Annotated in this window: 20 protein-coding genes; 7 read left to right on the plus strand and 13 right to left on the minus strand. The window is 73.1% G+C overall.

From position 1 onward, the window contains the following. Positions 1 to 338 (minus strand): FluC/FEX family fluoride channel (locus AOK00_RS10370; RefSeq protein WP_055600016.1); only part of this gene is annotated, 338 nt, incomplete at its 3' end. A gap of 384 nt (positions 339 to 722) precedes the next feature. On the opposite strand from AOK00_RS10370, the gene AOK00_RS10375 reads away from it, so the two are divergent. Next, complete coding sequence (locus tag AOK00_RS10375; protein ID WP_037639756.1) at positions 723 to 1,994, plus strand: IS701 family transposase; 1,272 nt, start codon at positions 723 to 725, stop codon at positions 1,992 to 1,994. A gap of 36 nt (positions 1,995 to 2,030) precedes the next feature. On the opposite strand, the gene AOK00_RS10380 is transcribed toward AOK00_RS10375, so the two are convergent. From AOK00_RS10380 to AOK00_RS10395, 4 genes are all read right to left on the minus strand, one after another. After that, entirely contained in the window at positions 2,031 to 4,061 is a 2,031-nt protein-coding gene (locus tag AOK00_RS10380; RefSeq protein ID WP_055600017.1) for a helix-turn-helix domain-containing protein, read from the minus strand. Positions 4,062 to 4,276: 215 nt separating this feature from the next. Further along, positions 4,277 to 5,158, minus strand: a complete 882-nt coding sequence (locus AOK00_RS10385) for an AfsR/SARP family transcriptional regulator (protein WP_055600018.1) — start codon at positions 5,156 to 5,158, stop codon at positions 4,277 to 4,279. A gap of 394 nt (positions 5,159 to 5,552) precedes the next feature. Continuing rightward, complete coding sequence (locus tag AOK00_RS10390) at positions 5,553 to 6,020, minus strand: anthrone oxygenase family protein (RefSeq protein ID WP_055600019.1); 468 nt, start codon at positions 6,018 to 6,020, stop codon at positions 5,553 to 5,555. A gap of 33 nt (positions 6,021 to 6,053) precedes the next feature. Further along, positions 6,054 to 7,664 carry a vWA domain-containing protein gene (locus AOK00_RS10395; protein ID WP_055600020.1) on the minus strand — a complete coding sequence of 537 codons (1,611 nt, stop codon included), beginning with the start codon at positions 7,662 to 7,664 and terminating at the stop codon, positions 6,054 to 6,056. Positions 7,665 to 7,879: 215 nt separating this feature from the next. On the opposite strand from AOK00_RS10395, the gene AOK00_RS10400 reads away from it, so the two are divergent. Then, entirely contained in the window at positions 7,880 to 8,599 is a 720-nt protein-coding gene (locus AOK00_RS10400; protein WP_055600040.1) for a helix-turn-helix transcriptional regulator, read from the plus strand. A gap of 138 nt (positions 8,600 to 8,737) precedes the next feature. On the opposite strand, the gene AOK00_RS10405 is transcribed toward AOK00_RS10400, so the two are convergent. Together AOK00_RS10405 and AOK00_RS10410 are read right to left on the minus strand one after the other, a co-directional pair. After that, positions 8,738 to 9,625 (minus strand): ABC transporter permease, encoded by an 888-nt coding sequence (locus AOK00_RS10405; RefSeq protein ID WP_055600021.1) that lies wholly within the window; start codon positions 9,623 to 9,625, stop codon positions 8,738 to 8,740. Continuing rightward, the gene (locus AOK00_RS10410; RefSeq protein ID WP_055600022.1) at positions 9,622 to 12,339 is read right to left on the minus strand and encodes a CocE/NonD family hydrolase; all 2,718 of its coding nucleotides are present in this window, start codon (positions 12,337 to 12,339) and stop codon (positions 9,622 to 9,624) included. The genes AOK00_RS10405 and AOK00_RS10410 overlap by 4 nt, the downstream gene beginning before the upstream one ends. A gap of 134 nt (positions 12,340 to 12,473) precedes the next feature. Here AOK00_RS10410 and AOK00_RS10415 point away from each other — a divergent pair, with 134 nt between their 5' ends. Further along, entirely contained in the window at positions 12,474 to 12,896 is a 423-nt protein-coding gene (locus tag AOK00_RS10415) for a GNAT family N-acetyltransferase (protein ID WP_055600023.1), read from the plus strand. A gap of 175 nt (positions 12,897 to 13,071) precedes the next feature. Here the strand turns inward: AOK00_RS10415 and mmsA are convergent, their stop codons facing one another. Genes mmsA through iolC form a run of 4 tightly spaced genes read right to left on the minus strand, consistent with a single transcriptional unit; the run spans position 13,072 to position 18,244 of the window. Next, positions 13,072 to 14,583, minus strand: coding sequence for a CoA-acylating methylmalonate-semialdehyde dehydrogenase (mmsA, locus tag AOK00_RS10420; RefSeq protein ID WP_055600024.1), 1,512 nt, complete (start codon positions 14,581 to 14,583; stop codon positions 13,072 to 13,074). Positions 14,584 to 14,597: 14 nt separating this feature from the next. Next, a complete protein-coding gene (iolD, locus tag AOK00_RS10425; protein ID WP_055600025.1) occupies positions 14,598 to 16,457 on the minus strand; it encodes a 3D-(3,5/4)-trihydroxycyclohexane-1,2-dione acylhydrolase (decyclizing) in 1,860 nt (619 codons plus the stop codon). After that, a complete protein-coding gene (iolB, locus tag AOK00_RS10430) occupies positions 16,454 to 17,278 on the minus strand; it encodes a 5-deoxy-glucuronate isomerase (protein WP_055600026.1) in 825 nt (274 codons plus the stop codon). The genes iolD and iolB overlap by 4 nt, the downstream gene beginning before the upstream one ends. 9 nt (positions 17,279 to 17,287) lie before the next feature. Continuing rightward, positions 17,288 to 18,244: a 5-dehydro-2-deoxygluconokinase gene (gene iolC, locus AOK00_RS10435; RefSeq protein ID WP_055600041.1), complete on the minus strand. Its 957-nt coding sequence runs from the start codon at positions 18,242 to 18,244 to the stop codon at positions 17,288 to 17,290. A 188-nt stretch (positions 18,245 to 18,432) separates the two neighbouring features. On the opposite strand from iolC, the gene AOK00_RS10440 reads away from it, so the two are divergent. After that, entirely contained in the window at positions 18,433 to 19,368 is a 936-nt protein-coding gene (locus AOK00_RS10440) for a sugar phosphate isomerase/epimerase family protein (protein ID WP_055600027.1), read from the plus strand. 273 nt (positions 19,369 to 19,641) lie between these two features. Beyond that, entirely contained in the window at positions 19,642 to 19,839 is a 198-nt protein-coding gene (locus AOK00_RS10445) for a helix-turn-helix transcriptional regulator (RefSeq protein WP_055600028.1), read from the plus strand. Between the two features lie 147 nt (positions 19,840 to 19,986). Here the strand turns inward: AOK00_RS10445 and AOK00_RS10450 are convergent, their stop codons facing one another. Beyond that, positions 19,987 to 22,281 carry an MMPL family transporter gene (locus AOK00_RS10450; protein WP_254047307.1) on the minus strand — a complete coding sequence of 765 codons (2,295 nt, stop codon included), beginning with the start codon at positions 22,279 to 22,281 and terminating at the stop codon, positions 19,987 to 19,989. A gap of 162 nt (positions 22,282 to 22,443) precedes the next feature. Here AOK00_RS10450 and AOK00_RS10455 point away from each other — a divergent pair, with 162 nt between their 5' ends. Further along, positions 22,444 to 23,130: a TetR/AcrR family transcriptional regulator gene (locus AOK00_RS10455; RefSeq protein ID WP_055600030.1), complete on the plus strand. Its 687-nt coding sequence runs from the start codon at positions 22,444 to 22,446 to the stop codon at positions 23,128 to 23,130. Here AOK00_RS10455 and AOK00_RS10460 read toward each other — a convergent pair. After that, positions 23,108 to 24,316: a cation:proton antiporter gene (locus AOK00_RS10460; RefSeq protein ID WP_055600031.1), complete on the minus strand. Its 1,209-nt coding sequence runs from the start codon at positions 24,314 to 24,316 to the stop codon at positions 23,108 to 23,110. The two genes, AOK00_RS10455 and AOK00_RS10460, sit on opposite strands and share 23 nt — an antisense overlap. 127 nt (positions 24,317 to 24,443) lie before the next feature. Between AOK00_RS10460 and AOK00_RS10465 the strand changes: the two genes are divergently transcribed. After that, on the plus strand, positions 24,444 to 24,668 hold the full coding sequence (locus AOK00_RS10465; RefSeq protein WP_055600032.1) for a heavy-metal-associated domain-containing protein: 225 nt from the start codon (positions 24,444 to 24,446) through the stop codon (positions 24,666 to 24,668). Positions 24,669 to 24,677: the final 9 nt, after the last annotated feature.

Below are 24,677 nucleotides of genomic sequence, written 5' to 3' on the forward strand. Positions count from 1 at the left end.
CAGCGGCTGCTGAGCGCCGGGTCCCCGGCGCTCAGCAGCCGCTGGGTTTCGAGGCTGTACGTCGAGAAGGTGGTGAACCCGCCGCAGAACCCGGTGCCGAGAAAGGGCCGGAGGAGCGGGTGCGGGGGTGCGGTCGACCACTCGGTCGGCCGCTCCGTCACCAGGACCATCAGCGCGCCGAGGAGCGCGCACCCGACGACGTTCACCGTGAACGTCGTCCACGGGAAGGCGCCTTCCGGGGTCGGCCGGAGCAGCCCCGCGCCGTAGCGGGCGGACGCTCCGAGGGCGCCGCCGGCGGCCACCACCCCGACGACCGGCAGTTCCGCGCGCAGTCCCATGGCCTCAAGCCTACGAGGGACGGATCAAGGCGAGGCGCACAGGCACGGCCCCCGGCCTGGGGCATTAACCGGGGTCCGGCCCGTGCAGCCTCGCTCTGCGATGGTCCGGCCACGCCGTGCGACGGGTCAAAGCCGGGCCGGCGAGTCTGTCAGATCCCCCTCGGGGTGTTCCGGAGGGCCGTGGCGAGGGGCCGACCGGCCTCCGGCGGTGGGCCGTGAGAGCCCTTGGACACGCCTCCGACCTGCGACGACACGTGGGGAGGTGGTCCGGTCACCATCCGACGGCCGATTCGGGTGCCGGGTACACCTCGCCGCCGGAGGCCGTGTCGGGCGACGGTGGTGGGGCAGCGGGAGGGAGCTGCGCAACCTTCGGGCAGGAGTGTCGTGAGTACATCCGTCGCAACCAAGCGCAGGGCCGTGACCGGGTCCGTTCCGCCGGCCGTTCCCCTGGACGTCGTCAGGTCCGTCGGCGCGCCCGGCTCGCGCGAGGACGTCTACGCCGAGCTGTGTGCCGCGCTGTTCTCCGGCTTCCCGCGCCGGGACCAGCGTCTGAAGGCCGAGCAGTATCTGCACGGCCTGCTCACCGCGCAGGGCCGCAAGTCCATCCGTAACATCGCCGCTCAGATAGGCGGTCCCGCCGCCGAGCAGAGCCTGCACCACTTCGTGTCCAGCTCCACCTGGGACTGGCAGCCGATGCGGGCGGCGCTCGCCCGGTACCTGGAGCGGAACAGCTGCCCGCAGGCCTGGGTGGTGCGGCCGATGCCGATACCGAAGGCCGGGGAGCACTCGGTGGGTGTGGACCGGCGCTTCGACCCGGAGCGCGGGCAGGTCTTCCACGGCCAGCAGGCGTTCGGTGTGTGGTTCGCCAGCGACGAGCTGAGCGTTCCCGTCAACTGGCGTCTGTTCCTGCCGGACCCCTGGGTGAACGACCGCACGCGGCGCGACCGCGCGGAGGTTCCCCAGGAGGCCGGCGAGGAGACCCTGGAGGAGTGCGCCGTCGCGGCGGCGCTCGACACGGCCCGCTGGTCGGACGTGACCCGCAAGCCGGTGCTGCTCGACATCCGGGGCGGCGCGGGTCGGGCGGCCCTGACCCGGCTCGCCGGTGCGGGCGTGCCGGTCGTGGCCCGGATCGGTCCGGGTTCCCGGCTGGCGATCGCCGACCGTTCGCTGCCCGGTTTCGGGGCCGGCCCGCTGTCGGCACTCCAGATCCTGGAGTCGCTCAAGGGCCTGCGCAGGCCGGTGAGCTGGGTGGACACGGTGGCCGGCGCGCGGACCTCGCGCACCTCGCTGGCCACGGCGGTACGGGTGGCGCTGCCCACGCCGGGCGGCGAGCGGATGCGCCCGCTGGTGCTGCTCGGCGAGTGGGACGACCCCCGGCGGCCCCCGGCCCGGGTGTGGATCAGCGATCTGACCGGTTCGCCGGTCGGCTCCCTGCTGCGGCTGACGAAGCTGGCCCGCCGGGTGGAGCGGGACTTCGTGGAGGTCGGCGAGGGGGCGGGGCTGCGGGACTTCGTGGGCCGCTCGTTCCGCGGCTGGCACCGGCACATCACGCTGGCCTCGGCGGCCCACGCGGCGACGGTCATGGCCGCCACCGACTGGGAGGCGTCCTACGGCTCCGGCTACGGATCGGGACGGACGGCGCGGACGGCGAGCTGAGCCGCGCGGGCGGTCACCCGTCCTCCGTGGGGGGGATCAGACGCTCCGCTCCGGCGGACCCGGCGGCTGTCGGCCCGGGTCCGCCGTGGCGCGGCCCCTGGCCAGGACCTCCCGGGTCCGCTGGAGGCGCAGCGCCAGCTGGACCTCCAGGACCTGGCCGGGCTTCTGCCATTCGGGGCCGAGGAGTTCACCGATCCGTTCCAGCCGGCGCGAGACCGTGTTGGGGTGGACGTGGAGCGCCTCGGCCGCGTTGGTCGGGCTGCCGCCGGAGGCGAAGTACGCCTCCAGGGTGTGGGTGAGGTCGGTGAACCGCTCGGCGTCGTAGTCGAGTACGGGTCCGATCGCCGCCTCGACGAAGCCGTCGACGTCGTTGTCGTCGGAGAGCAGCAGCCCGAGGAAGCCCAGGTCCTGCACGGACGCCGCCGAGCCGGTGCCGCCGAGAGCGCTCATCGCGTCCAGGCAGCGTCCGGCCTCCTGGTGCATCCGGGCGACGCCGTCCGGGCTCTGCCCGGGTCCGGCGGCGGCGACGGAGACGGGGTGGCCGAGCAGCGGGGACAGTTCGTCGGCGACGGCCCGTGCGGCGGCCGACGCGTCGATGCCGGGGAGCAGCAGCACGATGCAGCCGCCCTGCACGGTCTTCAGACCACTGAGGCGGTACGCGTACGAGGACGCCCACACCACGGCCCTGCCCTGTTCGCCGCCCTCCGGCCGGGCGAGCACGAGGACGTGCGGCCTGCGCAGGTCGACGCCGAGGCGGCGGGCGCGCTGGGCGATCTGCTGGGGCGCGTGCGGCGGGTCGGCGATGAGGTCGTCGAGGAGTTCGTCGCGGACGGGTCCCTCGGCGACGGCGGTGGAGCGTCGCATGAGGAGGAGGAAGGCGACGGACTGGGCGGCGAGTTCGAGGAGCCGCTCGTCCTCGCCGGTGAGGCCGCCGGCGGCGCGGATGACGAGGCCGCCGAGGTCTTCGGAGCCGGCGATGACGGGGGCGACCCAGGTGTCGTCGTCGGCGAGGACGGGGCGGCGGCGGGCGTGCGCGTCGAGCGAGGCCTTGGCGACGGCCTCCTCGACGAGGCCGGGTATGTCCCCGGCGGTGGCGAGGCAGCGGCCGCCCTGGTCGCGGATCATCACCGTCGCGTCGAGGGCGTCGGCGGCGGCCTTGGCCACACTGCCCAGGTCCCCGCCGGCGAGCACGAGGTTCATGATCCGGCCGTGTGCCTCGCTGACGTGCCGCATCCGGGTGAGGCTGGTGCGGACCCGGGAGCTGTCCCGTTCGAGTTCGGACACCTCGGCCCGGGTCCGGTCGAGGAGTCCGGCCTTCTCGACGGCGAGTGCGGCGAGGTCGGCGAGCGCGGTGAGGAGCCCGATCTCCTCGCCGGTGTGGTGGCGGACCCGCCGGTCGGCCCCGTGCAGGACGCCGATGACGGTGTCGCCGCTGCGCAGCGGCGCGGCCATGATCGCGTGCAGGTCCTCGGCGCGCAGGGCCGCTTCGGCGACCTCGTCGAAGGCGGGCGCGTGGACGCCGGCGTCGAGGGAGCCGGAGGGGGCGAAGCGTTCGTCGGCGAGGTAGTCGGCGGTCCACACGGCCTCGCCGTGCGACTGGACGGCGCCACCGAGCCCGTACCCCTCGGCGATCCTCAGGCCGGGGGCGATCCTCGGGCCGCCGGCCTGTCCGGTGCGGGAGCCCTCGGTGGTGTGGACGTAGCAGGCTCCGTGCGCCCCGCGCAGGGTCACGTACGCCAGGTCGAGGCCGAGGAGTCGGCGGGCCCGGCGGGTGATGACGCGCAGCAGGCTGTCGAGGTCGTACGACAGGGTGAGGTCGCGGGCGGTGTCGGTGAGCGCGGCGAGTCCGGCCTCGCGGCGCGCCTCCTGTCCGCGTCCGGCGTTCACCTCGCCGGCGAGTGCGACGGCCCGTTCGAGGCGGTCGAGTTCCGCTCCTCCGAGTCCGGTGAGCCGGGCCTCGTCGAGGAGGGTGTCGAAGCGGGCGGGCGGGGCCTGCCGGGCCAGCAGTTCGAGGACCGTGAGCAGCGCGTCGGCACCACCGGCTCCGTCCGCGCCGTGCAAGGTCATGGCCCCGTCCCCCGTTGTCGAACGAAATCGGGCACCTGGGAGGAAACCCGTACTGCTCGCCGAAACTAATTCGGCTTCGGGAGTCGGTCAACGGTGAGTTCCCGCACTTCGTTCCCGGTGAGGACCCCCGGGAGGTGTCCGGCTGGTCAGGCCGGCCATTCTCCGGGGGGCTGTCGTGTCGATCGGGCAGCCTCGTTCCGGGCCGCGCCGGGCGGTCAGCCCACGGATCCCGCCGGTACGAGCCGGGCGCGCGCGGGGCTGAACTGGGCCGGGATGCGGGGCGCGTAGAGGGGGCGGGCCTCGGTGTTCCGTACGGCGAGGACCGAGCGCTGGAGGCGGCGCAGCCGCGCCGAGGGCTCCATGCCGGTCTCCCCTCTGAGGGCCGCGCGCAGCCGCTCGTACACGGTGAGGGCCTCGTCGTGCTGGCCGCAGCGCAGCAGGGCCACCATGTAGTGGGCGTGGAGCGGCTCGTTGGTGCGGTAGCGGGCGACGAGTCCGGAGAGTTCGGAGACGAGTTCGGCGTGACGGCCGAGGCCCAACTGGGCTTCCACCCACTGGTCGAGGACGCTGAGCCGCGAGGTTTCGAGGCGCTCGACCTCTCTGCGGAGGCGGGGTCCCGCGGCGACGCCCGCGTAGGGCTCGCCGCGCCACAGGGCGAGTGCCTCGCCGAGGCGGAGCGCGGCGCGGGCGAGGTCGCCGGCCTCCATGGCGCGGTATCCGGCGCCGGCCGCCCGCTCGAACTGCCGGACGTCGTTGGTGCCGCCGCCGGTGTCGAGCCGGTAGCCGCCCGGCTGGGAGACGAGGATCGCGTCGGCGGTGCGCCGGTCGGACCAGCCCGGTCCGGGCTCGGCCGACGGGGCGCCGCGCAGCGCTCCGGTGATGAGGGTGCGCAACTCGGCTATGTGGGACTGGAGTTCGGCGCGTGCGCCGCGCGGTGCACCGGACGGCCACAGCTCCTCGGTGAGCACCGTCACGGGAACGACCTGGTCGGCGCTGGCCGTGAGCAGGGCGAGGAGCTGCCGGGGCGCGGCGGCTGTCGGCGTGATCGACACCCCGTGCTCACGTACCGACAGTCCCCCCAGAATCCGGACGTCCACCTTGCCCCCTCCATGCCTGTGCGGTGTCAGCGCGCGGGATGACTCTCGATGATTAGAAAAGACCCCCGTAGGCATGTCAATAAGAAACCGGAGGGTATGGAAACCCAACCCGGGATATCAGGGTGATTCACCCCCTTTGGGGGGGTATAAGGGCGTAGGATTTTCGTCACTGGCGCAGACCAACGCACACCCGAAGACTGTTTCCGGACTCGTAGGTACGCTTTCGCGGGACTCTTGTGGATGTTGAAGAGGCCGACACGCACGAGTTCACGCCAGAAACCGTCCGCCGGGTACGGTTTCGCGGTCGGCGGCTCCGGGGTCGGTCGGCCGAGCGGCCCGTCGGGCTGTCCGACGGGCCGGGGGCGCGGGGCAGTCGGGAGTTCGGCGACAGGGCCTAGACGACGGCGGCGGCGGTCAGCAGGCCGAAGGCGACGACGATCAGGGGCGTACGGACACGGTGGAAACCGTTCCAGCGCTTCTCGAAGGCGGACCGGACGGCCGACGGCTCCTCACCCGTGGCCTCCGACGCGGCCAGCGCGTTGTTGAGCGGGATGTTGCCGCCGATGGTGACCGCGTGGTTGAGCGCCGCGCACACGAGCCCCGCGAGCACGAGCCACTTCTGGGTGTCCGTCCGGCCGTCGACGGGGACGAAGAACGCGGCGACGGGGAAGGCGACCACCCCGAGGAAGACGATCAGGAACACGCCCCGCGGGACGGCTTCGTTGATCCGGCGCATCGCGGTGACGAACTCGGCGTCCGTCAGACGGGCGAGCGCGGGCATGATCCCGGTCTGGAAGATCAGCATGAAACCGGCGTACAGGCCGGTGCATCCGATGGCGAGGGCGAGCAGCAGGGAAGCCATGCGGCCATTCTCACCCGCTGCCCGCCCCACGCGTCAGCTGTACGGGTCGCCGGATTTCAACTCACCCTCGTGAGTGGGCCCGTCGCCCGGCCCGAGGAGTCCGTCGGCCTGCCGTACGGCCTCCGCCAGCTCCCGCACCACCGCCGAACCCGACCGGCCGGCGATCGACTCGGCGCGCTCCGCCAGCGCCGGAAGACCCGGGGCGCCCGGCAGGTCGCCGCCCCGCAGGGCGTCCGCGAAGTAGGCGGTGATCGCCGTCAGTTGCAGACTGTCGTGGCCGCCGGCCCAGAGGTCACCGGTGAGGGCGGCCGTGCCGACCGAGCCGGAACGCTCGTGGGGCGCGCGCGTGGCCGGGTCGAGCCAGCGGACGGTGGCGGTGGCCACCGGGCCGGTCGCACCGGCCCTGGTCCTGACCGCGTACAGCGCGGTGACCGTGTGACCGGCCCCGACCTCGCCGCCGTCGACCCGGTCGTTCCGGAAGTCCTCGTCGGCGACCTCACGGTTCTCGTAGCCGATCAGCCGGAACTTCTCGACGGTCCGCCGGTCGAAGGAGACCTGCGCCTTGGCGTCCCGCGCGCGCAGCTCGACATGGGCGGGCAGCTGGTCGACGAAGACCTTGCGGGCCTGCGCGGAGTCGGACACGTACGTGGTCTGGCCGTCGCCCCGGTCGGCGAGCCGCTCCATGAGCGCGTCGCCGTAGTCGCTGCCCACACCGACGCCGAAGAGGGTGATCCCGTACCGCTTCCGCTCCGCGTCGATGCGCTCCAGGATCGTCCCGGCCTCGGTGGCGCCGGTGTTGGCGAGGGCGTCGGAGAGCAGCACGACCCGGTTGGTGGCGCCCGCGCGGTGGCCTTCGACGGCCACGTCGTAGCCGGTGCGGACGCCCGCCTCGAGATTGGTCGAGGCGCTCGTCGTGAGGGAGTCCACCACCTCGCGGATCCGGCCGCGGGCATCGCCCACCCGGGTCAGCGGCAGCCGGGTCTCGGCCTGGTCGCTGAAGGTGACGAGGCCGATCGAGTCGTCGTCGCGGAGCTCGTCGGCGAGCAGTCCGAGCGACTCCTTGACCAGGTCGAGCCTGCCCGGCTCGGCCATCGAGCCGGAGACGTCGACGACGAAGGTGAGGGCGGCGGGCGGACGTTCACCGCTCCGGTCCGCCGCGCGCGTGGCGAGGCCGACCCGGACCAGGGACCAGCCGTCCTGACCGGCGCGGGCCCCGTCGAGGGTCACGCTGAAGCCGTTGTCCTCCGGACGCGGGTAGTCGGGACGGAAGCTGTTGACGAACTCCTCGGGCCGCACGGTCGCCGGGTCGGGCAGGCTCCCCTCGGCGAGGGTGCGGCGGGCGTAGCCGTACGAGGCGGTGTCCACGTCCAGGGCGAACGTGGAGAGGTAGTCGGCGGCGGGCGCGGAGGACGGCCGCCGGTCCTCCGCGGCGCCCTCGGACCCCTCGGGGTTCACGGTGCCCGCTCCCCCGTCGGGGGCCGCCGGGGCGGTGCGGCCGCCCTCCCCCTTCGCCCGGTCGGCGCTGCTCCGTTCGCCGCCGGCGCCGCAGCCTCCGACGGCCAGTCCGGCCGCCAGCAGAGCCGCGACGGTGGCCGAGAACCGGGCCCGGCGGCGTCCTGCCGCCGTCTTGTCCTGTCGTCCCATGTCATCTCCCCCTCTTGGTAAGCCACTTGTGAATGTGACGAACGAGAGGCCCGCTGGGAGCAGTCGAAGGGGTTGCGGATGGATCTCGATGCGGCAACGGCGCCCCGGGGGGCGACGCATGGCATGGATTCGCCATCCTTTTCAACAGGGGTTGTCACCGTGTGCAGTCGCATGCGTACATGGAGTGGACATCGATCGGGCGGGGGTGGTCAGCGGTGGCAGAGAGCGCGGGCTCCGTGATGCTCGCCCGTTCGGCGATGAACCGGGCCGCGACCGAGGGACAGCGGCCCGCGGGGCGCCCGGTCCGGGGTGCGCGGCGCATCAGCGCGGCGCTCGCCGGGCTGGCCGCTTCCACGCGGTACGAGTTGCTGACCTTCGACGACCCGGTCGCGTCGGCGGGCTGCGCGATCCCCGAGCCGTTCCTGGAGCTGGCGGAGGCGTGCATGCGGGCGGCGGCGGAGCGGGCCGGCGAGGTCCGGCGGATCGTGCCGCGGCACGCGCTGCCACACCTTGAGGGCGGGCTCCGGATCCCCGGCCGGGCCCGGCTCGCGGAGGCCATCCCGTTCAAGATGATCGTCGTCGACCGGACGGTGGCCGCGGTCCCGCTCGACCTGGAGCTGCTCTACAACGGGCTGTTGCTGATCCGCGACCCGGTGGTGGTGCAGGCCCTCGCCCGGGCGCATCACGCCTGCTGGGCGACGGCCGAGGAGTTGACGTACGCGCCGCCGTCCCCGCGACCGTCGTGTGATCTTCCGCCACAGCTGCGTCCGGTGCTCGACGCCCTGTTGTCGGGGGTCACGGACGAGACGGCGGCGGCCCGGCTCGGCATGTCCGCGCGGACGTACAGCCGACGGGTGGGCGAGCTGATGGCCGCCCTCGGCACGACGAGCCGCTTCCGCGCGGGCGCGGAAGCGGCTCGAAGGGGGTGGCTGTGAGCGGAAGACGCCAGGGGGTGCCTTGTCGATCACGCCGCGAGCCCGGCCTGATCGGCAGGACACCCCCCAGGGCCCCGGCTGGGACTGCCGTTCGGGAGTGCCGGTGACCGGTGCCGGTCGGGAGTCGCCGGTCGGGGCCTACGACACGATGTCCTTGCGGGCGAAGCCGCGGAAGGCGAGCGCGAAGAGGACGAGGGCGTACGTCAGTGAGATCGCCGTGCCCTTCACCATGCCGCCCCACTCCAGCTGCGGCTGGAGCGCGTCGATCCAGGCGAACTGCCAGTGCGCGGGCAGGTACTCGCGCCAGTCGCCGAGCGCCGTGACGGCGTCCAGGACGTTGCCGACGATCGTCAGGCCGACGGCTCCGCCGACCGCGCCGAGCGGGGCGTCGGTGCGGGTGGAGAGCCAGAAGGCCAGGCCCGCGGTGACCAGTTGGGAGGCGAAGACGAAGGCGACGGCGATGCCGATGCGGAGCACCGCGTCCCCGGCGGGCACCGCGCCGCCGGTGGGCAGCTGGAGCGGTCCCCAGCCGTAGGCGACCGTGCCCACGGCCAGGGCGACGAGCGGCAGCAGGATCATCGCGGCCGCGCTGTAGGCGAGGGCGACCGTCAGTTTGGAGGCGAGGAGCCGGGACCGGGGCACGGGCGCGGCCAGGAGGTAGCGCAGGGAGGACCAGCTCGCCTCGGAGGCGACGGTGTCCCCGCAGAACAGCGCGACCGGGACGACGAGGAGGAACCCGGCCGAGACGAAGAGGCTGGTCGCGGCGAAGTTGGCGCCGGAGGCGGTCGCCGTGTCCATCAGGGTGATGCGGCCGTTGCGGCCGCCGTCCTGGTCGCCGCCGATCGCGAAGGCGATCAGCAGGACGAAGGGCAGGGCGACCAGGATGCCGCCCATGATCAGGGTGCGGCGGCGCTTCCACTGGCGCACGGCCTCGACGCGCAGCGGCAGGGTGCGTCCGGCGCGGTAGCCGGGGGCGGACTCCACGGGCGCCGCGGGAGCCGTGGGGGTGTCGAGCAGCGGGCTCATGCGGCTCCTCCTCCGATCAGGGTCAGGAACGCGTCTTCGAGGCGCCGGTGCGGTCCGACGCCGGTCAGCGGCACGTCCAGGCCGACGAGTTCGCCGATGAGGGCGGTCGGGTCGAGGGTGTCGAGGCGGACGAGGATGCCGCCGTCGGTCCGGGTCGCGGTGGCGACGCCCGGGAGGGCGCCGACCTTTTCGACGAGGGCGTCGGGGACGGCCTCCCCGAGGGTGACGAGCAGGGTGTCGCCGGAGCCGGTGATCTCGGCGACCGGTCCGGCCTGCACGAGCTGTCCCCGGTCCATGACGACGAGGTGGGTGCAGGACTGCTCGACCTCGGCGAGAAGGTGGCTGGAGACGATGACGGTACGGCCGCCGGCCGCGTACCGGATCATCACCTCGCGCATCTCGCGGATCTGCGGCGGGTCGAGTCCGTTGGTGGGCTCGTCCAGGATCAGCAGGTCCGGCAGGCCGAGCATGGCCTGGGCGAGGGCGAGGCGCTGCCGCATGCCCTGCGAGTAGGTGCGGACAGCGCGGTCGAGGGCGTTGCCCAGGTTGGCGATGCGCAGGGCCTCGTCGACATGGGCGTCCTGGGCGGGGCGGCCGGTGGCCCTCCAGTACAGGTCCAGGTTCTCCCGGCCGTTGAGGTGCGGCAGGAAGCCGGCGCCCTCGACGAAGGAGCCGACGCGGGAGAGGACCGGGGCGCCGGGCCGGATGGCCTGGCCGAAGACCCGGATCTCGCCCTCGTCGGGGGTGATCAGACCCATCAGCATGCGCAGGGTGGTGGTCTTTCCGGCGCCGTTGGGTCCGAGGAGTCCGAGGACCTGGCCCTGCTCGACGCGGAAGGTGAGGTCCTTGACGCTGTACCGGTCGCCGCCCTTGTACTTCTTGGAGAGCCCGGTGATCTGGAGCGGTACGGCGGCCAGTCCGGGGTCGGGCGAGGGGGCGGCGGTGCGGCGGCGGGCGGTGAGCAGCAGCGCGGCCGCGGCGGCGAGGCCGAGGAGCGGCAGGCCCCAGACCCACCAGGGCAGGGCGGCGGCCTGGGTGTCGAGGCCGGGGGCGGTGGGGACGGTGAGCGGGCCGTCGACGGCGACGGTGTAGCCGGCGGGGACGGTCGGGGAGGCGTAGCCGAGGTCGGTGGCGGCGACGACGAGCCGGAGCCGGTGTCCGGCCTCCACCTCGTGGTCGATCGCGGGCAGGGTGAGCGTGACGCTCTTCCCGGCCTGGGCGCCGTCGACGCGGACGGGGGCGACGAGCTGGGCGGGCAGCACCTGCTGCCGGCCGTCGGGTCCGACGTCGTACACCTTGGCGAAGAGGACGGCGGAACCGTCGGTGGCGGTGGAGGTGACCTTGACGCGGACGGTCGGGGTGCCGGTGATCCGGAGCGGCTCGTCCTGCGGCTTCGCGTCGAACCGGGCGTGCTGACCGGGGAAGTCGAGGGAGAGGCCGACGCCGAGGGAGGATAGTCCGGCGACTCCGCCGCCGAGGCCGGGGACGGCCGAGACGGCGGGCGGTGCGGCGCCCGCGGGGTTCGCGAAGGTCTGCGCCGGTCCGGCGAGCGGGATGTCGGTGGCGCCCGCGGTGAGACCGGGGTAGCGGTCGTCGGTCGCGGCGCGCAGGGTGGCCTGCCCGTCGGTGGAGTCGACGCCGCCGGTACGGCTGACGCGGAAGGAGGGGCCGGTGTCGACGGAGGTGTCCTTCTTCAGCCAGCGGTCGAACCAGGTGCTGATCCGTCGTTCGACGCGCTCGGTCTCGCGGTCGCCGCCGTCGTGGCCGCCGGAGATCCAGTCGACGGCGACGGGGGCGCCGTTGGCGGTGAGGGTGCGGGCCATCGCGTCGGACTGGGCCAGGGTGAAGAGCGAGTCGGACTGGCCCTGGACGAGCAGCGCGGGCACCTTGATCCGGGAGCCGACGGCTGAGGGGCTGCGGGCTTCGAGGAGGGTGCGGGCGGCGGCATCAGGCTTCCCGGAGACGGCGACGCGCTCGTAGAGGGAGCAGAGCTCGGGGGTGAACCGGCCGCAGGCCGCCGTCTTCGCCGTGGGGGCCGTGCCCGCGGGGGCCGTCCCCGTGGTGGCCTTCCCTGCGGTGGCCTCTCCCGGTGCGGCCGCGGAGGCGGCTCCGGGCTGGTTCCCCGCGGAGAAGAAGATCCCGGCCCAGAGCTTCTTGAAGACACCGTCCGGGAAGAGGGCGTCGGCGAGGTTCCAGTACGTGATCTGCGGGGCGATGGCGTCGACGCGTCCGTCGTGTCCGGCGGCGAGCAGGGAGATCGCGCCGCCGTAGGAGGCGCCGGTGACGCCGACGCGCGGGTCGCCCGGCTTGTCGAGGAGGACCTCGGGCCGGGCGGCGAGCCAGTCGATCAGCTTGCGGGCGTCCTTGACCTCGTGGTCGGGATCGTTGAGCCCGATCTCGCCGCTGGAGGCCCCGAAACCGCGCGCGGACCAGGTGAGGACGGCGTAGCCGTCCCGGGCCAGCTGCTCGGCCTGGGCGCGGACGTCGTCCTTGGAGCCGCCGAAGCCGTGGCCGAGGAGGACGGCCGGCCGGCGTCCCTCGGCGTCGCCGGTGAAGTACGAGGTGTCGATACGGGTGCCGTCGAGGTCGAGCATCCGGTCCGCCCGGTGCACGGGCGGCGGATCGTCCGAGGCGACGGCGGTCCAGGTGCCGGCACCCGCGAGGACGGCGAAGACGGCGGTGACCGCGGCCCACCGGGGAATTCGGAGTCGCATGGTTCGAGCCTAAGCGGGCCGCCTGTGCGCCACGGCTGCCCGGAGACGGAAGTACCGCACCTCCTCCGGTCGTACGCAGTACGGTCCGCGTACCGCAGGCGCGGTACGCGGGCACGTGAACACTCGGAGGCGGCATGGAGATCCGGCGGGCGGCGACGGTGGCGGAGCTGCTGGCGGCGGGACACCTGTACGACGACCCGCCCCGGGAGGACTGGGCGGCGCGCTTCCTGGCGGCACCGGGCCATCTGATGCTGATCGCGTACACCGGGGACGGATTCCCGGCCGGGTTCGTCTCCGGGATCGAGATGCTGCACCCCGACAAGGGCGCGGAGATGTGCCTCTACGAGCTGTCCGTGGACGAGGGCCACCGGAGGCGCGGGGTGGGGCGGGCCCTGACGGAGGCGCTCCTCGCGGAGGCCCGGGAGCGGGGCTGTCGGGGCGCGTGGGTGGGCGTGGACACGGACAACGATCCCGCGCTCGCCACGTACCGGTCGGCGGGCTCGGCGGACGAGGGGGTGTTCTCGATGCTTGGCTGGACCTTCACCGAGAACCGATGACCGGACCTCACTGAGGACCGCGGTGACCTGACCCTCGCCGAGGACCGCTGACCGGACCTTCGCCGAGGACCGCGGTGACCTGAACCTCACCGAGAACCGATGAGGCCGGGGACGGCCGACGGCCCCCGGGGTGTGCTGTCAGCACCCCGGGGGCCGTCGCCGCGGACCGCCCGCGTCAGTGGTTGCGCGGGAAGCCCAGGTCCACGCCCGCCGGCGCGTCGGACGGGTCCGGCCAGCGGGTGGTGACGACCTTGCCGCGGGTGTAGAAGTGCACGCCGTCGTTGCCGTAGATGTGGTGGTCGCCGAAGAGCGAGTCCTTCCAGCCGCCGAAGGAGTGGTAGCCGACCGGCACCGGGATCGGCACGTTCACGCCGACCATGCCCGCCTCGACCTCCAGCTGGAAGCGGCGGGCGGCGCCGCCGTCCCGGGTGAAGATCGCGGTGCCGTTGCCGAACGGCGAGGCGTTGATGAGGGCGAGGCCCTCGTCGTACGTCTCGGTGCGCAGCACGCAGAGCACCGGGCCGAAGATCTCGTCCTGGTAGGCCTTGGCCGTGGTCGGCACGTGGTCCAGGAGGGAGAGGCCGATCCAGTGGCCGTCCTCGTGGCCCTCGACGGTGTAGCCGGTGCCGTCGAGGACGACCTCGCAGCCCTCGTCCGCGGCACCGTGGACGTAGGAGGCGACCTTGTCGCGGTGGACGGCCGTGATGAGCGGGCCCATCTCGGAGGTCGGGTCGGTGCCGGGGCCGATCTTGATCTTCTCGGCGCGCTCGCGGATCTTCTGGACCAGCTCGTCGCCGATGGAGCCGACGGCCACGACGGCCGAGATGGCCATGCAGCGCTCGCCGGCGGAGCCGTACGCCGCGGAGACGGCCGCGTCGGCCGCCGCGTCGAGGTCGGCGTCGGGGAGGACCAGCATGTGGTTCTTCGCGCCGCCGAGCGCCTGGACGCGCTTGCCGTTGGCGGAGGCGGTGGTGTGGATGTACCGGGCGATCGGGGTCGAGCCGACGAAGGAGATCGCGGAGACGTCCGGGTGCTCCAGGAGGCGGTCCACGGCCACCTTGTCGCCGTGCAGGACGTTGAAGACACCGTCCGGGAGGCCCGCCTCGGCGAGCAGCTCGGCGATCTTGAGGGACGGCGACGGGTCCTTCTCGCTCGGCTTGAGGATGAAGGTGTTGCCGGTCGCGATGGCGATGGGGAACATCCACATCGGCACCATGGCCGGGAAGTTGAAGGGCGTGATGCCGGCGACGACGCCGACGGGCTGGCGGATGGACGCCACGTCCACCCGGTTCGACACCTGGGTGGAGAGCTCGCCCTTGAGCTGGGTGGTGATGCCGCAGGCCAGGTCGACGATCTCCAGGCCGCGGGCGACCTCGCCGAGGGCGTCGGAGTGGACCTTGCCGTGCTCGGCGACGATCAGCTCGGCGATGGCGTCGCGGTTGGCGTCGAGGAGCGCGCGGAACTTGAAGAGGATGGTGGTGCGCTGGGCGAGCGAGGAGGTGCCCCAGGTCGCCCAGGCGTCCTTGGCGGCGGCGACGGCGGCGTCGACCTCCTCGACGGAGGCGAGCGCGACCTTCGTGGTCACGGCGCCGGTGGCCGGGTCGGTGACCGGGCCCCAGTTGCCCGACGTGCCCTCGACGGTCTTGCCACCGATCCAGTGGTTGACGGTCTTGACGGTGTTCGTCATGACGAAATGCTCCTTCAGAGATGGCGGCGTCGGGCGGTGACGTGCCGGTCGTACTCCTCCCGGGCCTTGACCGCCGACGGGCGGGTCGAGGTCTCGGCCACGGGCACATCCCACCATGCCTGGGCCGGGGGCGGGCCCGACACAGTGTCTGGCGTTTCGGTCTCGACGTAGACACATGTGGGAACGGTCGCGGTCCGCGCGTCCGCGAAGGCTTCCCGCAGGTCACGCACGGTACGGGGGCGCAGCACCCGCATGCCGAGGGAGGCGGCGTTGGCGCCGAGGTCGACGGGGAGCGGCGGGCCGGTGAAGCCGCCGAACGGGTCCCGGTGGCGGTAGTCGGTGCCGAACCGCTCGGCGCCGACGGCCTCCGAGAGGCCGCCGATGGAGGCGTAGCCGTGGTTCTGGAGGATGACGACCTTGATGGGCAGTCCCTCCTGGACGGCGGTGACGATCTCGGTGGGATTCATCAGGTACGTACCGTCGCCGACGAGGGCCCAGACCGGCCGGCCGGGGGCGGCGAGGGCGACGCCGAGGGCTGCGGGGATCTCGTAGCCCATGCACGAGTAGCCGTATTCGACGTGGTACTGGTCGCGGGACCGGGTCCGCCACAGCTTGTGCAGGTCGCCGGGGAGCGAGCCGGCGGCGTTGATCAGGATGTCGCTGCCGTCGACCAGAGTGTCGAGTACGCCGAGGACCTGGGCCTGGGTGGGGCGGGCGTCCTCGTCGGGGACGGCGTACGCGGCGTCGACCTGTTCCTCCCAGTGCGCCTTGGCGAAGATCCACTGGACCATGTCCTGGCGGTGGTCGCCGAGCGCCTCGGCGAGGGCGGTGAGGCCCTCGCGGGCGTCGGCGACCAGCGGGAGCGCGCCCTGTTTGTGGGCGTCGAAGGCGGCGATGTTGAGGTTGAGGAAGCGGGTGCCGTCGGGGAAGAGGGTGCCGGAGGCGGTGGTGAAGTCGGTGTAGCGGGTGCCGACGCCGATGATCAGGTCGCTGGTGCGGGCGAGGGCGTTGGCGGTGGAGCTGCCGGTGTGGCCGATGCCGCCGGTCTCGGCGGGGTGGTCGTACGGCAGGACGCCCTTGCCGGCCTGGGTGGTGGCGACGGGGATGCCGGTCCGTTCGGCGAAGGTCCGCAGGGCGTCCTCGGCGCGGCTGTGCCGGACGCCTCCGCCCGCGATGACCAGCGGACGTTTCGACGCCTTCACCGCCCGTACGGCGGCGTCGAGTTCGGTGGTGTCGGGGCGGGGGCGGCGGACCCGCCAGATCCGGTCGGCGAAGAACTCCTCCGGCCAGTCGTACGCCTCCGCCTGCACGTCCTGGGGCAGCGCCAGGGTCACCGCTCCGGTCTCCACGGGGTCGGCGAGGACCCGCACGGCGGCGAGCGCGGCCGGGACGAGGGCCTCGGGGCGCCCGACGCGGTCGAAGTATCGGGAGACGGGACGCAGACAGTCGTTGACCGACACGTCGCCCGCGTACGGCACTTCGAGCTGCTGGAGTACGGGGTCGGCGGGGCGGCCCGCGAAGGTGTCGCCGGGCAGCAGCAGGACGGGCAGCCGGTTGACGGTGGCGAGGGCGGCACCGGTGACGAGGTTGGTGGCGCCGGGGCCGATGGAGGTGGTGACGGCGTGGGTGCGCAGCCGGTTGGACTGGCGGGCGTAGCCGACGGCGGCGTGCACCATGGCCTGTTCGTTGCGTCCCTGGTGGTACGGCATGAGGTCGGGGTACTCGACGAGCGCCTGCCCGATGCCGGCGACGTTGCCGTGGCCGAAGATGCCCCAGGTCGCGGTGATCAGCCGCTGTCGTACGCCGTCGCGTTCGGTGTACTGCGCGGCGAGGAAGCGCACCAGGGCCTGGGCGACGGTGAGCCGGACGCTCATGCGTATCCCTCCGTGTGGTCGGGGTGGAAGCAGATCCGCCACTCCCGTTCGGAGCCGGGGCCGGCCATGACGTTCAGGTAGTACAGCGGGTGTCCGGGCTGGGCGATCGACGGGCCGTGCCAGCCGTCGGGCACGAGGACGGCGTCACCGTCCCGGACCTCGGCGAGGAGCTCGGCGCCGCCGGGCCGGGAGGGGGAGATCCGCTGGTAGGCGAGGGCGCCCGGGCCGTCGATCTCGTAGTAGTAGATCTCTTCGAGGACGGACTCGGTGCCGGGGCGGTGCTCGTCGTGCTTGTGCGGCGGGTACGAGGACCAGTTGCCGCCGGGCGTGACGACCTCGACGGCGATGAGCCGGTCGCAGGCGAAGGCGTCCGCCGAGGCGAAGTTCCGTACCTGGCGGGCGCGGTTGCCGCTGCCGCGGGTCTCGACGGGAACCTCCGGCGCGGGGCCGTAGCGGGCGGGGAGTCGTCGCTCGCACTTCGCTCCTGCCAAAGCGAAGCGGCCTCCCGCACCGGAGGCGATCTGGGCGTGGGCGTCGCGCGGTACATAGGCGAAGTCGGACACTCCGTCGAACACGCCCGTGCGGCCCTGGAGTTCGAGGATCTCTCCGTCGACGCGCACGCTACAGGCACCGGAGAGGGGAAGCACGACCCATTCGGAATCCCCGCTCTCGAAGGAGTGGATCCCGCCCGGTCCGAGGGTGAGGACCCGGAGGGCGGAGTACGTCCAGCCGGCCCGCCCGGGGTCGATGTCGAGCCGGTACGGGCCTCGGGCGGCGGTTCCGGCGGGGAGGTGGAGGGACGGGGGGTGACGGGTGCTCATGACTCACCCCTACCCGTTTTCCGCCAGGGTTCCGGAGCCTGTCGCGAGTGCCTCGGCGATCTCGGCGGCGTACGGCATGGCGGACGAGCAGGCGAGGCGGCCCGCGACGATCGCGCCGGCGGCGTTGGCGTGGCGCAGGGCGGACTCCAGGTCCCGGCCGGCGAGCAGTCCGTGGACGAGCGCTCCGCCGAACGCGTCGCCCGCACCGAGGCCGTTGACCACGTCCACCGGAAGCGGCGGCACCTCGGCGCTCGTCCCGTCGGCGGCGAGCGCGAGGACGCCCCCGGGGCCCCGTTTGACGACGGCGAGCCGGAGGCCGGTGTCCCCTCCGGCGGCGAGCAGTGCGCGGGCGGCCGCGTACGGCTCGCGCTCCCCCGTCGCGACCTCGCACTCGTCGACGTTGCCGACGACGACGGTCGCGTGCCGCAGCGCCTCGGCGTAGTACGGGCGGGCGGCCGCCGGGTCCGTCCAGAACATCGGCCGCCAGTCCAGGTCGAGCACCGTCACCTCCCGCCCGGACCTGGCCCGCAGGGCCTCCAGGGTCGCGGTGCGGCTCGGCTGGGCGCAGAGGCCCGTGCCGGTCGCCCAGAGGACCTGGGCGGCGCGGATCGCGTCGAGGTCCAGCTCGTGGGGGTGGATCTCCAGGTCGGGGGCCTTGGGGCGGCGGTAGAAGGTGAGGGGGAAGTCGTCGGGCGGGAAGAGGGCGCAGAAGGTGACGGGGGTGGGGTACGCGTCCACCTCGGTCACCCAGCGGTCGTCCACCCCGAAGCCCTTCAGCTCGCGGCGCAGATAGGTGCCGAAGGGGTCGGCGCCGGTGCGGGAGACGAGTGCGGTGCGCAGGCCGAGCCGGGCGGCGGCGACGGCGACGTTCGCCGGGGAGCCGCCGAGGAATTTGGCGAAGGTGTCGACCCGGTCGAGCCCGACCCCGGTCTGGAGCGGGTACAGGTCCACGCCGAGGCGCCCCATGGTGATCAGGTCGTACGGCTCCGACTCCACCCGCGCCACCTCTCGCGTCCGGCTTCCGCACCCAGGTCTAGCCGTCCGCCGGGAGGCGTGTCAACGATATGTCCGGACATTCTGACGACCGTGCGGGCCCGTGCGGGCCGGAGCGGCCTCCTTGACGCTGCTCGCGGGCCCCGGTCAAGGTGGCAGGCATGACGACGCCGTCACCGCAGCCGCCCTCCCCCCCGTCCCCTTCCCCGTCCCGTATCCGGATCGGCTCCGCCCCGGACTCCTGGGGGGTGTGGTTCCCCGACGATCCCCGGCAGGTGCCGTGGCAGCGCTTCCTGGACGAGGTGTCCGGCTCGGGCTACGAGTGGATCGAGCTCGGCCCGTACGGCTATCTGCCCACCGACCCGGCCGTCCTGACGGAGGAGACCGCGCGGCGCGGGCTGCGGGTCTCGGCGGGGACGGTCTTCACCGGCCTGCACCACGGCCCGGACGTCTGGGACCGGACCTGGGCGCACGTCGCCGAGAACGCGGCCCTGGCGCAGGCGGTGGGCGCGGGCCATCTGGTCGTCATCCCGTCGTTCTGGCGGGACGACCGGACGGGCGAGGTCCTGGAGGACCGGACGCTCACCGCCGCGCAGTGGCGGGACCTGACGGGGCTCACCGAGCGGCTCGGCCGGGAGGTGCGCGAGCGGTACGGGCTGCGGATCGTCGTCCATCCGCATGCCGACACCCACCTGGACGACGAGGAGAGCGTGACGCGGTTCCTGGACGCGACCGACCCGGAGGCGGTCTCGCTCTGTCTGGACACCGGGCACTACGCGTACGCCGGCGGGGACAGCGTGAAACTGATCGAGGCGTACGGCGAGCGGATCGGCTACCTGCACCTCAAGCAGGTCGACCCGGAGATCCTGGCGGGTGTGGTGGCCGAGGGCGTGCCGTTCGGGCCGGCGGTGGCGCGCGGGGTGATGTGCGAGCCGCCGTCCGGGGTGCCCGCCCTGGAACCGGTGCTCGCGGCCGCCGCGGCCCTGGACGTGGACCTGTTCGCGATCGTCGAGCAGGACATGTACCCCTGCGAGCCGGACGTCCCGTACCCGATCGCGCTCCGCACCCGGCGCTATCTCCGCTCCTGCGGCGTGTGATCGGCGCGCGACCGGCGTATATCCCTCCGGCCAGGGGCACCGCACGCGGACACACCGAGGCCCCGATGCCGCGCTTTCGTCACACACGTCACTTCGTCGTCACGCATATCTCCGTTACGCGGGCTTTCCGTCACAGGCCCTCGACAGGCGTTCTCCTCCTGCCTGACGGGGTCGTTGCAGGGGGCAATGGATCAGTGATCGCCATCGCATGCCCGCAGCGCCCCCGAACGGCACCCCCGCCGCCGCTGCGTGGCGCGCAGGGAGGTACCAGGCATGACGGACAGAACGCTCTGGTCGTACAAGGACATCGCCGCACACATCCGGGTGCAGCCCGACACGGTCCGCTCGTACCGGAAGCACGGACTGCTGCCGGCCCCCGACCAGGTGGCGTCGGGCAAGCCCTACTGGTACGCGGACACGATCCGCGCCTGGGTCGCCAGCCGCCCCGGCAACCGGGGCCGCCGCGACTGACCTGACGTACCGCCCCTTCTCTCCACCCGCAGGGCCGGACCCGGTGATCCCGGGCCCGGCCCTGCGCGTGTCCCGAAGGCGTGCGAGGAGGCGCCTCACCAAGGAGTGTCACGAAGGCCTGTCATGAAGGCCTGTCACGAGGGCCTGTCACCGGTGGAGCGGGGTCATCTCCCTGCGCTCCTCGGCCATCGCGCCCCCGTCCGGCGCCGGCGCGGGCGTGTCCGACTCGCTGATGCCGAAGCGGTCGTGGAAGCGCCGCAGCGGGCCGGGGGCCCACCAGGTGAGGCGGCCGGTCAGCTTCATCACGGAGGGGACGAGGAGGCTGCGGACCACCATGGCGTCCATGAGGACGGCGAGGGCGACGCCGAGGCCGAGCATCTTGGTGTTGGTGACGCGGGAGGTGCCGATGGCGACCATGACGACGGCGAGGATCACGGCGGCCGCGGTGATGAGGCCGCCGGTGCGGCGCAGGCCGAAGCGGACGGAGTGCTCGTGGTCGCCGGTGCGGTCGTACTCCTCCTTGATGCGGGAGAGCAGGAACACCCCGTAGTCCATGGAGAGTCCGAAGGCCACGCAGAACATGAGCACCGGCAGGGTGGTCTCGATGTCCCCGGTGGGGGTGAACCCCAGGAGTCCCGCGAGGTGCCCGTCCTGGAAGACCCAGACCACCGCGCCGAACATCGCCGTGAGGCTGAGCGCGTTGAGGACGACGGCCTGGACGGGGATGAGGACGCTGCCGGTGAGCAGGAAGACCAGGAGCAGGGTGACGAGCACGATGATCGCCGCCGCCCAGGGCAGCCGCTCGGCGAGGGCGTCCTTGGAATCGACGAGGACGGCCGCCTGTCCGGTGACGGAGGTATCGAACGGGGCGGGTGCGGCGCGCAGTTCGGCCACGGTCCGCTGGGCCCCGTCGCCGACGGTCTCGCCCTCGGGGACGACGGTGAAGTAGGCGTGGCCGCCGGCGGCGGTCACCGGCCCGTCGGCCCGGACCACACCGTCGAGTGCGCCGATCCGGTCCCGGAAGGCCGCGTACTGCGCCGGGGTGGCCTCGCCCTCGGCGAGGACGGTGAGGGTGCCGCCGGGGTCGCCGGGGAAGCCGTGCCGCAGCTCGTCCTGGACGACCCGGGAGGCGGCGGTGACGGGGAGCTGACGGTCGTCGGCGGTGCCGAACCTCACTCCCAGGAAGGGCAGTCCGAGGAGGACGAGTCCGGCGGTGGTGAGGACGGCGAAGACCGGCGCCCGGCGCATCACGAGCGTGGCGGCCCGCCCCCAGCCCGTGCCCTCGCCGTCCCCGGCGGGGGCCGCGCCCGGCGCCCGGCCGCGCCGGAGGAGGCGCCGCAGGTCGAGCGCGTTGACCCGGTCGCCGAGCAGCACGAGGGCCGCCGGGAGCAGGGTGAGGGCCGCGGTCGCGGCGAGCAGGACCACGGCGATCCCGGCGTACGCGAAGGAGCGCAGGAAGTACTGCGGGAAGACCAGCATCGCGGCGAGCGAGACGGCGACGGTCAGGGCGGAGAAGAGCACGGTCCGCCCGGCGGTGCGCAGGGTGGTGCGGACGGCGGTGTACGAGTCGGCCCCGGTGGCGAGCTCCTCGCGGTAGCGGCGGACGACGAACAGGGCGTAGTCGATGGCGAGTCCGAGGCCGAGGGCCGTCGTCAGGTTCTGCGCGAAGACGGAGACGTCGGTGAACTCGGTGATGCCGCGCAGGACGGCGTTGGTGCCGAGGATGGCGACGATGCCGACGCCGAGCGGCAGCAGGGCGGCGACGGCGCTGCCGAAGACCATGACGAGCAGGATCAGGGTGAGGGGCAGGGCGATGAGCTCGGCCCGCAGCAGGTCCTCCTGGATGACCGTCTGCATCTCGTGGCGCACGGCGAGTCCGCCGCCGAGGGAGACCTCGACGGGGCCGTGGGTGCCCCGGTACTCGGGGGCGATCCGGTCGAGGACCGCGGCCGCGTCCTTCTCCTCGCCGGCGATCCGGGCGGCTATCACGGCCTTGCGGCCGTCCTCGGAGCGGAGGGCGGGCGAGCCGGTGGACCAGTAGGAGCCGACGCCGTCGACGCCCGGCTCGGCGTCGAGCCGCTCGGCGAGCCGGCGGGCCTCGGCGGCGACCGCGGGCGCGTCGGCGCCGGCCGCTCCGGCGTCGACGAGCAGGAGCAGATTGGGCTGGGAGCCGGGGAACTGGCGCCCGAGGGCCTCGGTCGCGTACGTGGACTCGGCGGCCGGGTCCTCCCAGCCGCCGCTGCCCATCCGGTCGGCGACCCCGCCGCCGGCCAGGACCGCGAGGGCGGTGAGGACGAGGGCGACGAGCAGGGTCAGGCGCGGCCGGACGGTCACGAACCGCGTCCAGCCGCTCGTCCCCTCGCCCTTCGGCGATCGGCCGCCACCCGCTGGGGGCCCGCTGGATCCGGCCCCGCCGGGCGCTGATTTCTTGACTTCGGCCATGACGAGGTGTCCCCTTCACCTGACCCCTGTGCTCGCTTCCCGGCAGGTCACATGGGTCGCCCATTGCCATAGACTGGCAAACACGAGTGATCACTCGCGTTTCTCAAGAATGCGAGCGACCTCTCGCGTTTGTCAAACGTGTGAGGAGAGCTGGGGACAGCCATGTCCGAAGAACCGAAGCCGCGCCGCCGTCAGGCGCGGGGCGAGCGCCGTATCGCGCAGCTGCTCCAGGCCGCCGCGAACGTCTTCTGCGCGAACGGCTACACGGCCTCCAGCACCAACGCGATCGCCCGCGAGGCCCATGTCTCGCCCGGCACGCTCTACCAGTACTTCCCCAACAAGGAAGCCATCGCGATCGAGCTGGGCGAGCGCCTGCTGCACCAGATGCGCGAGGCCCACGGCCAGGCGTTCACCCCGGAGAACCTCGCCCTGCCGCTGCCCGGACTGCTGGACGCCGTCGTCGACCCGCTGATCGAGTTCAACTGCGCCAACCCGGCCTTCCTCGCCCTGATGCACGGCTCCGAGGTCCCCGGCCGGATCGCGGAGGAGCACGACGAACTGCACGCGACCCTGCTCACCCGCGTGCAGGAGGTGATCGCCCACTACGCACCCACGCTGCCCGCCGAGGACCGCCTCCGGACGGCGGGCATGACCTTCGCCGCCTTCAAGGGGGGCCTGGACCTCGTCCTCGCCGCGCCGGAGGGGGCCGAGCGGGACGCCACGATCGCGGAGCTGAAGACGCTCCTCCTGCGCTACCTCTCCCCCTTGGTCGAGCCCCCCGTGACCGAGTCCCCCTCGGTTCAGTCCCCCTCGGTCGAGCGTCCGGTCACCACGACTCCGAGCCGCTGATCCGCTCGGCCGGAAGGCTCTTCGTCCCCGACCGCGACTTCAGTGCGACCAGCGGGAAGACGAGCACGGAGACCATGCCTGCCCCGACGAGCGCCGCCGCCTCGCCGGCCGTCATCGCCTTGTCGTCCACGCCGATGGTCGTGATGGCGACGACGAGCGGCAGCGCGGTCGAGCCGTACAGCACGAGCCCGCCCCGGTCCCTGCGGTCGAGGTCGCGCGGGGCGAGGAACCAGATCGGCCCGCCGCGCACCGCAAGGAACAGCAGCAGGAAGACCGGCAGCAGGAGCAGGGAGCGGCCGCCGTCGAGGAGCGAGGCGAGGTCGAACTCGATCCCGGTGACGACGAAGAAGACCGGCACGAGGAAGCCGAACCCGACACCCTCGATCTTCTCCAGGATCTGCGGCCCCGACTCGGGCGCGGCCCCGGCCAGGACGAGCCGGGTGACGAGTCCGGCCGCGAAGGCACCGAGCAGGATGTCGAGTCCGAGGGCCTGCGACGCGCCCAGCATCAGGGCGAGCAGCAGGAAGACGAACCGGACCGCGAACTGACCGCTGGTGTGCAGGGTCTTGGCGATGATCCGGGAGAACCACGGCGGGCGCGGCCGCAGCGCCCAGAACACCGCCCCGGCGGTGAGCGCCGCGAAGACCGCGAGCAGCGCGGTCGACTCGGCCGCGCCGCGCCCGCTGAGCAGCAGGGCCATCGCGATGATCGGGCCGAACTCACCCACCGCGCCGAACGCCATGACGACCGAGCCGAACCGCCCGTGGAGGTCGCCCGAGTCCCGGAGCACGGGCAGGACGGTGCCGAGCGCGGTGCTGGTCAGCGCGACACCGATGAAGACGCCCTTGGTGTATCCGCCGCCGAGCAGGACACCGGTGGCCAGTCCGAGCGCGAGGGCGATCAGCCAGGCCCGGACGGACCGCCGGAGAGTGTCGCCGCGGACCTTGCCGAACTCGATCTCGTACCCCGCGAGGAAGATCAGCATGGCGAGGCCGAGCTCCGAGAGCCCGTCGATCAGCGCGCCGGGGCGCGCCCAGTCCAGGACGTCGGGGCCGATGAGGATGCCGAGCAGGATCTCGAAGATGACGAGGGGGACGGGGAGCCATCGCCCGGCTCCGTGGGCGAGCAGCGGCGCCAGGACGGCGATCGCCATGATCAGGATGAGCGTGGTCCCCGAATGCGACATATCGGCTGTTTATCATGGGCTCCGGCGGGGGGCCGGGAGCGCGGCACGGCCGGACTCGACTGGATTTTATACCCCCTAGGGGTATAAAATGCCGAGGTACGGCCCTGACCCCCACGAGGAGAACGCCATGACCGCAGAGACGAAGACCGACCTCACCACCGTCTACCAGGTCAAGGGCATGACCTGCGGCCACTGCGAGGGCGCGGTGTCGAGCGAGATCTCCGGGCTTCCCGGCGTCTCGTCGGTGACGGCCGTCGCCTCCACGGGTCGGGTGACCGTCGTCTCCGCCGCCCCGCTCGACGAGGAGGCCGTCCGCGCCGCCGTCGACGAGGCCGGCTACGAGCTGGTCTGACCACTCGCC

The organism is Streptomyces aureus, assembly GCF_001418135.1.
Lineage (GTDB): Bacteria > Actinomycetota > Actinomycetes > Streptomycetales > Streptomycetaceae > Streptomyces > Streptomyces aureus_A.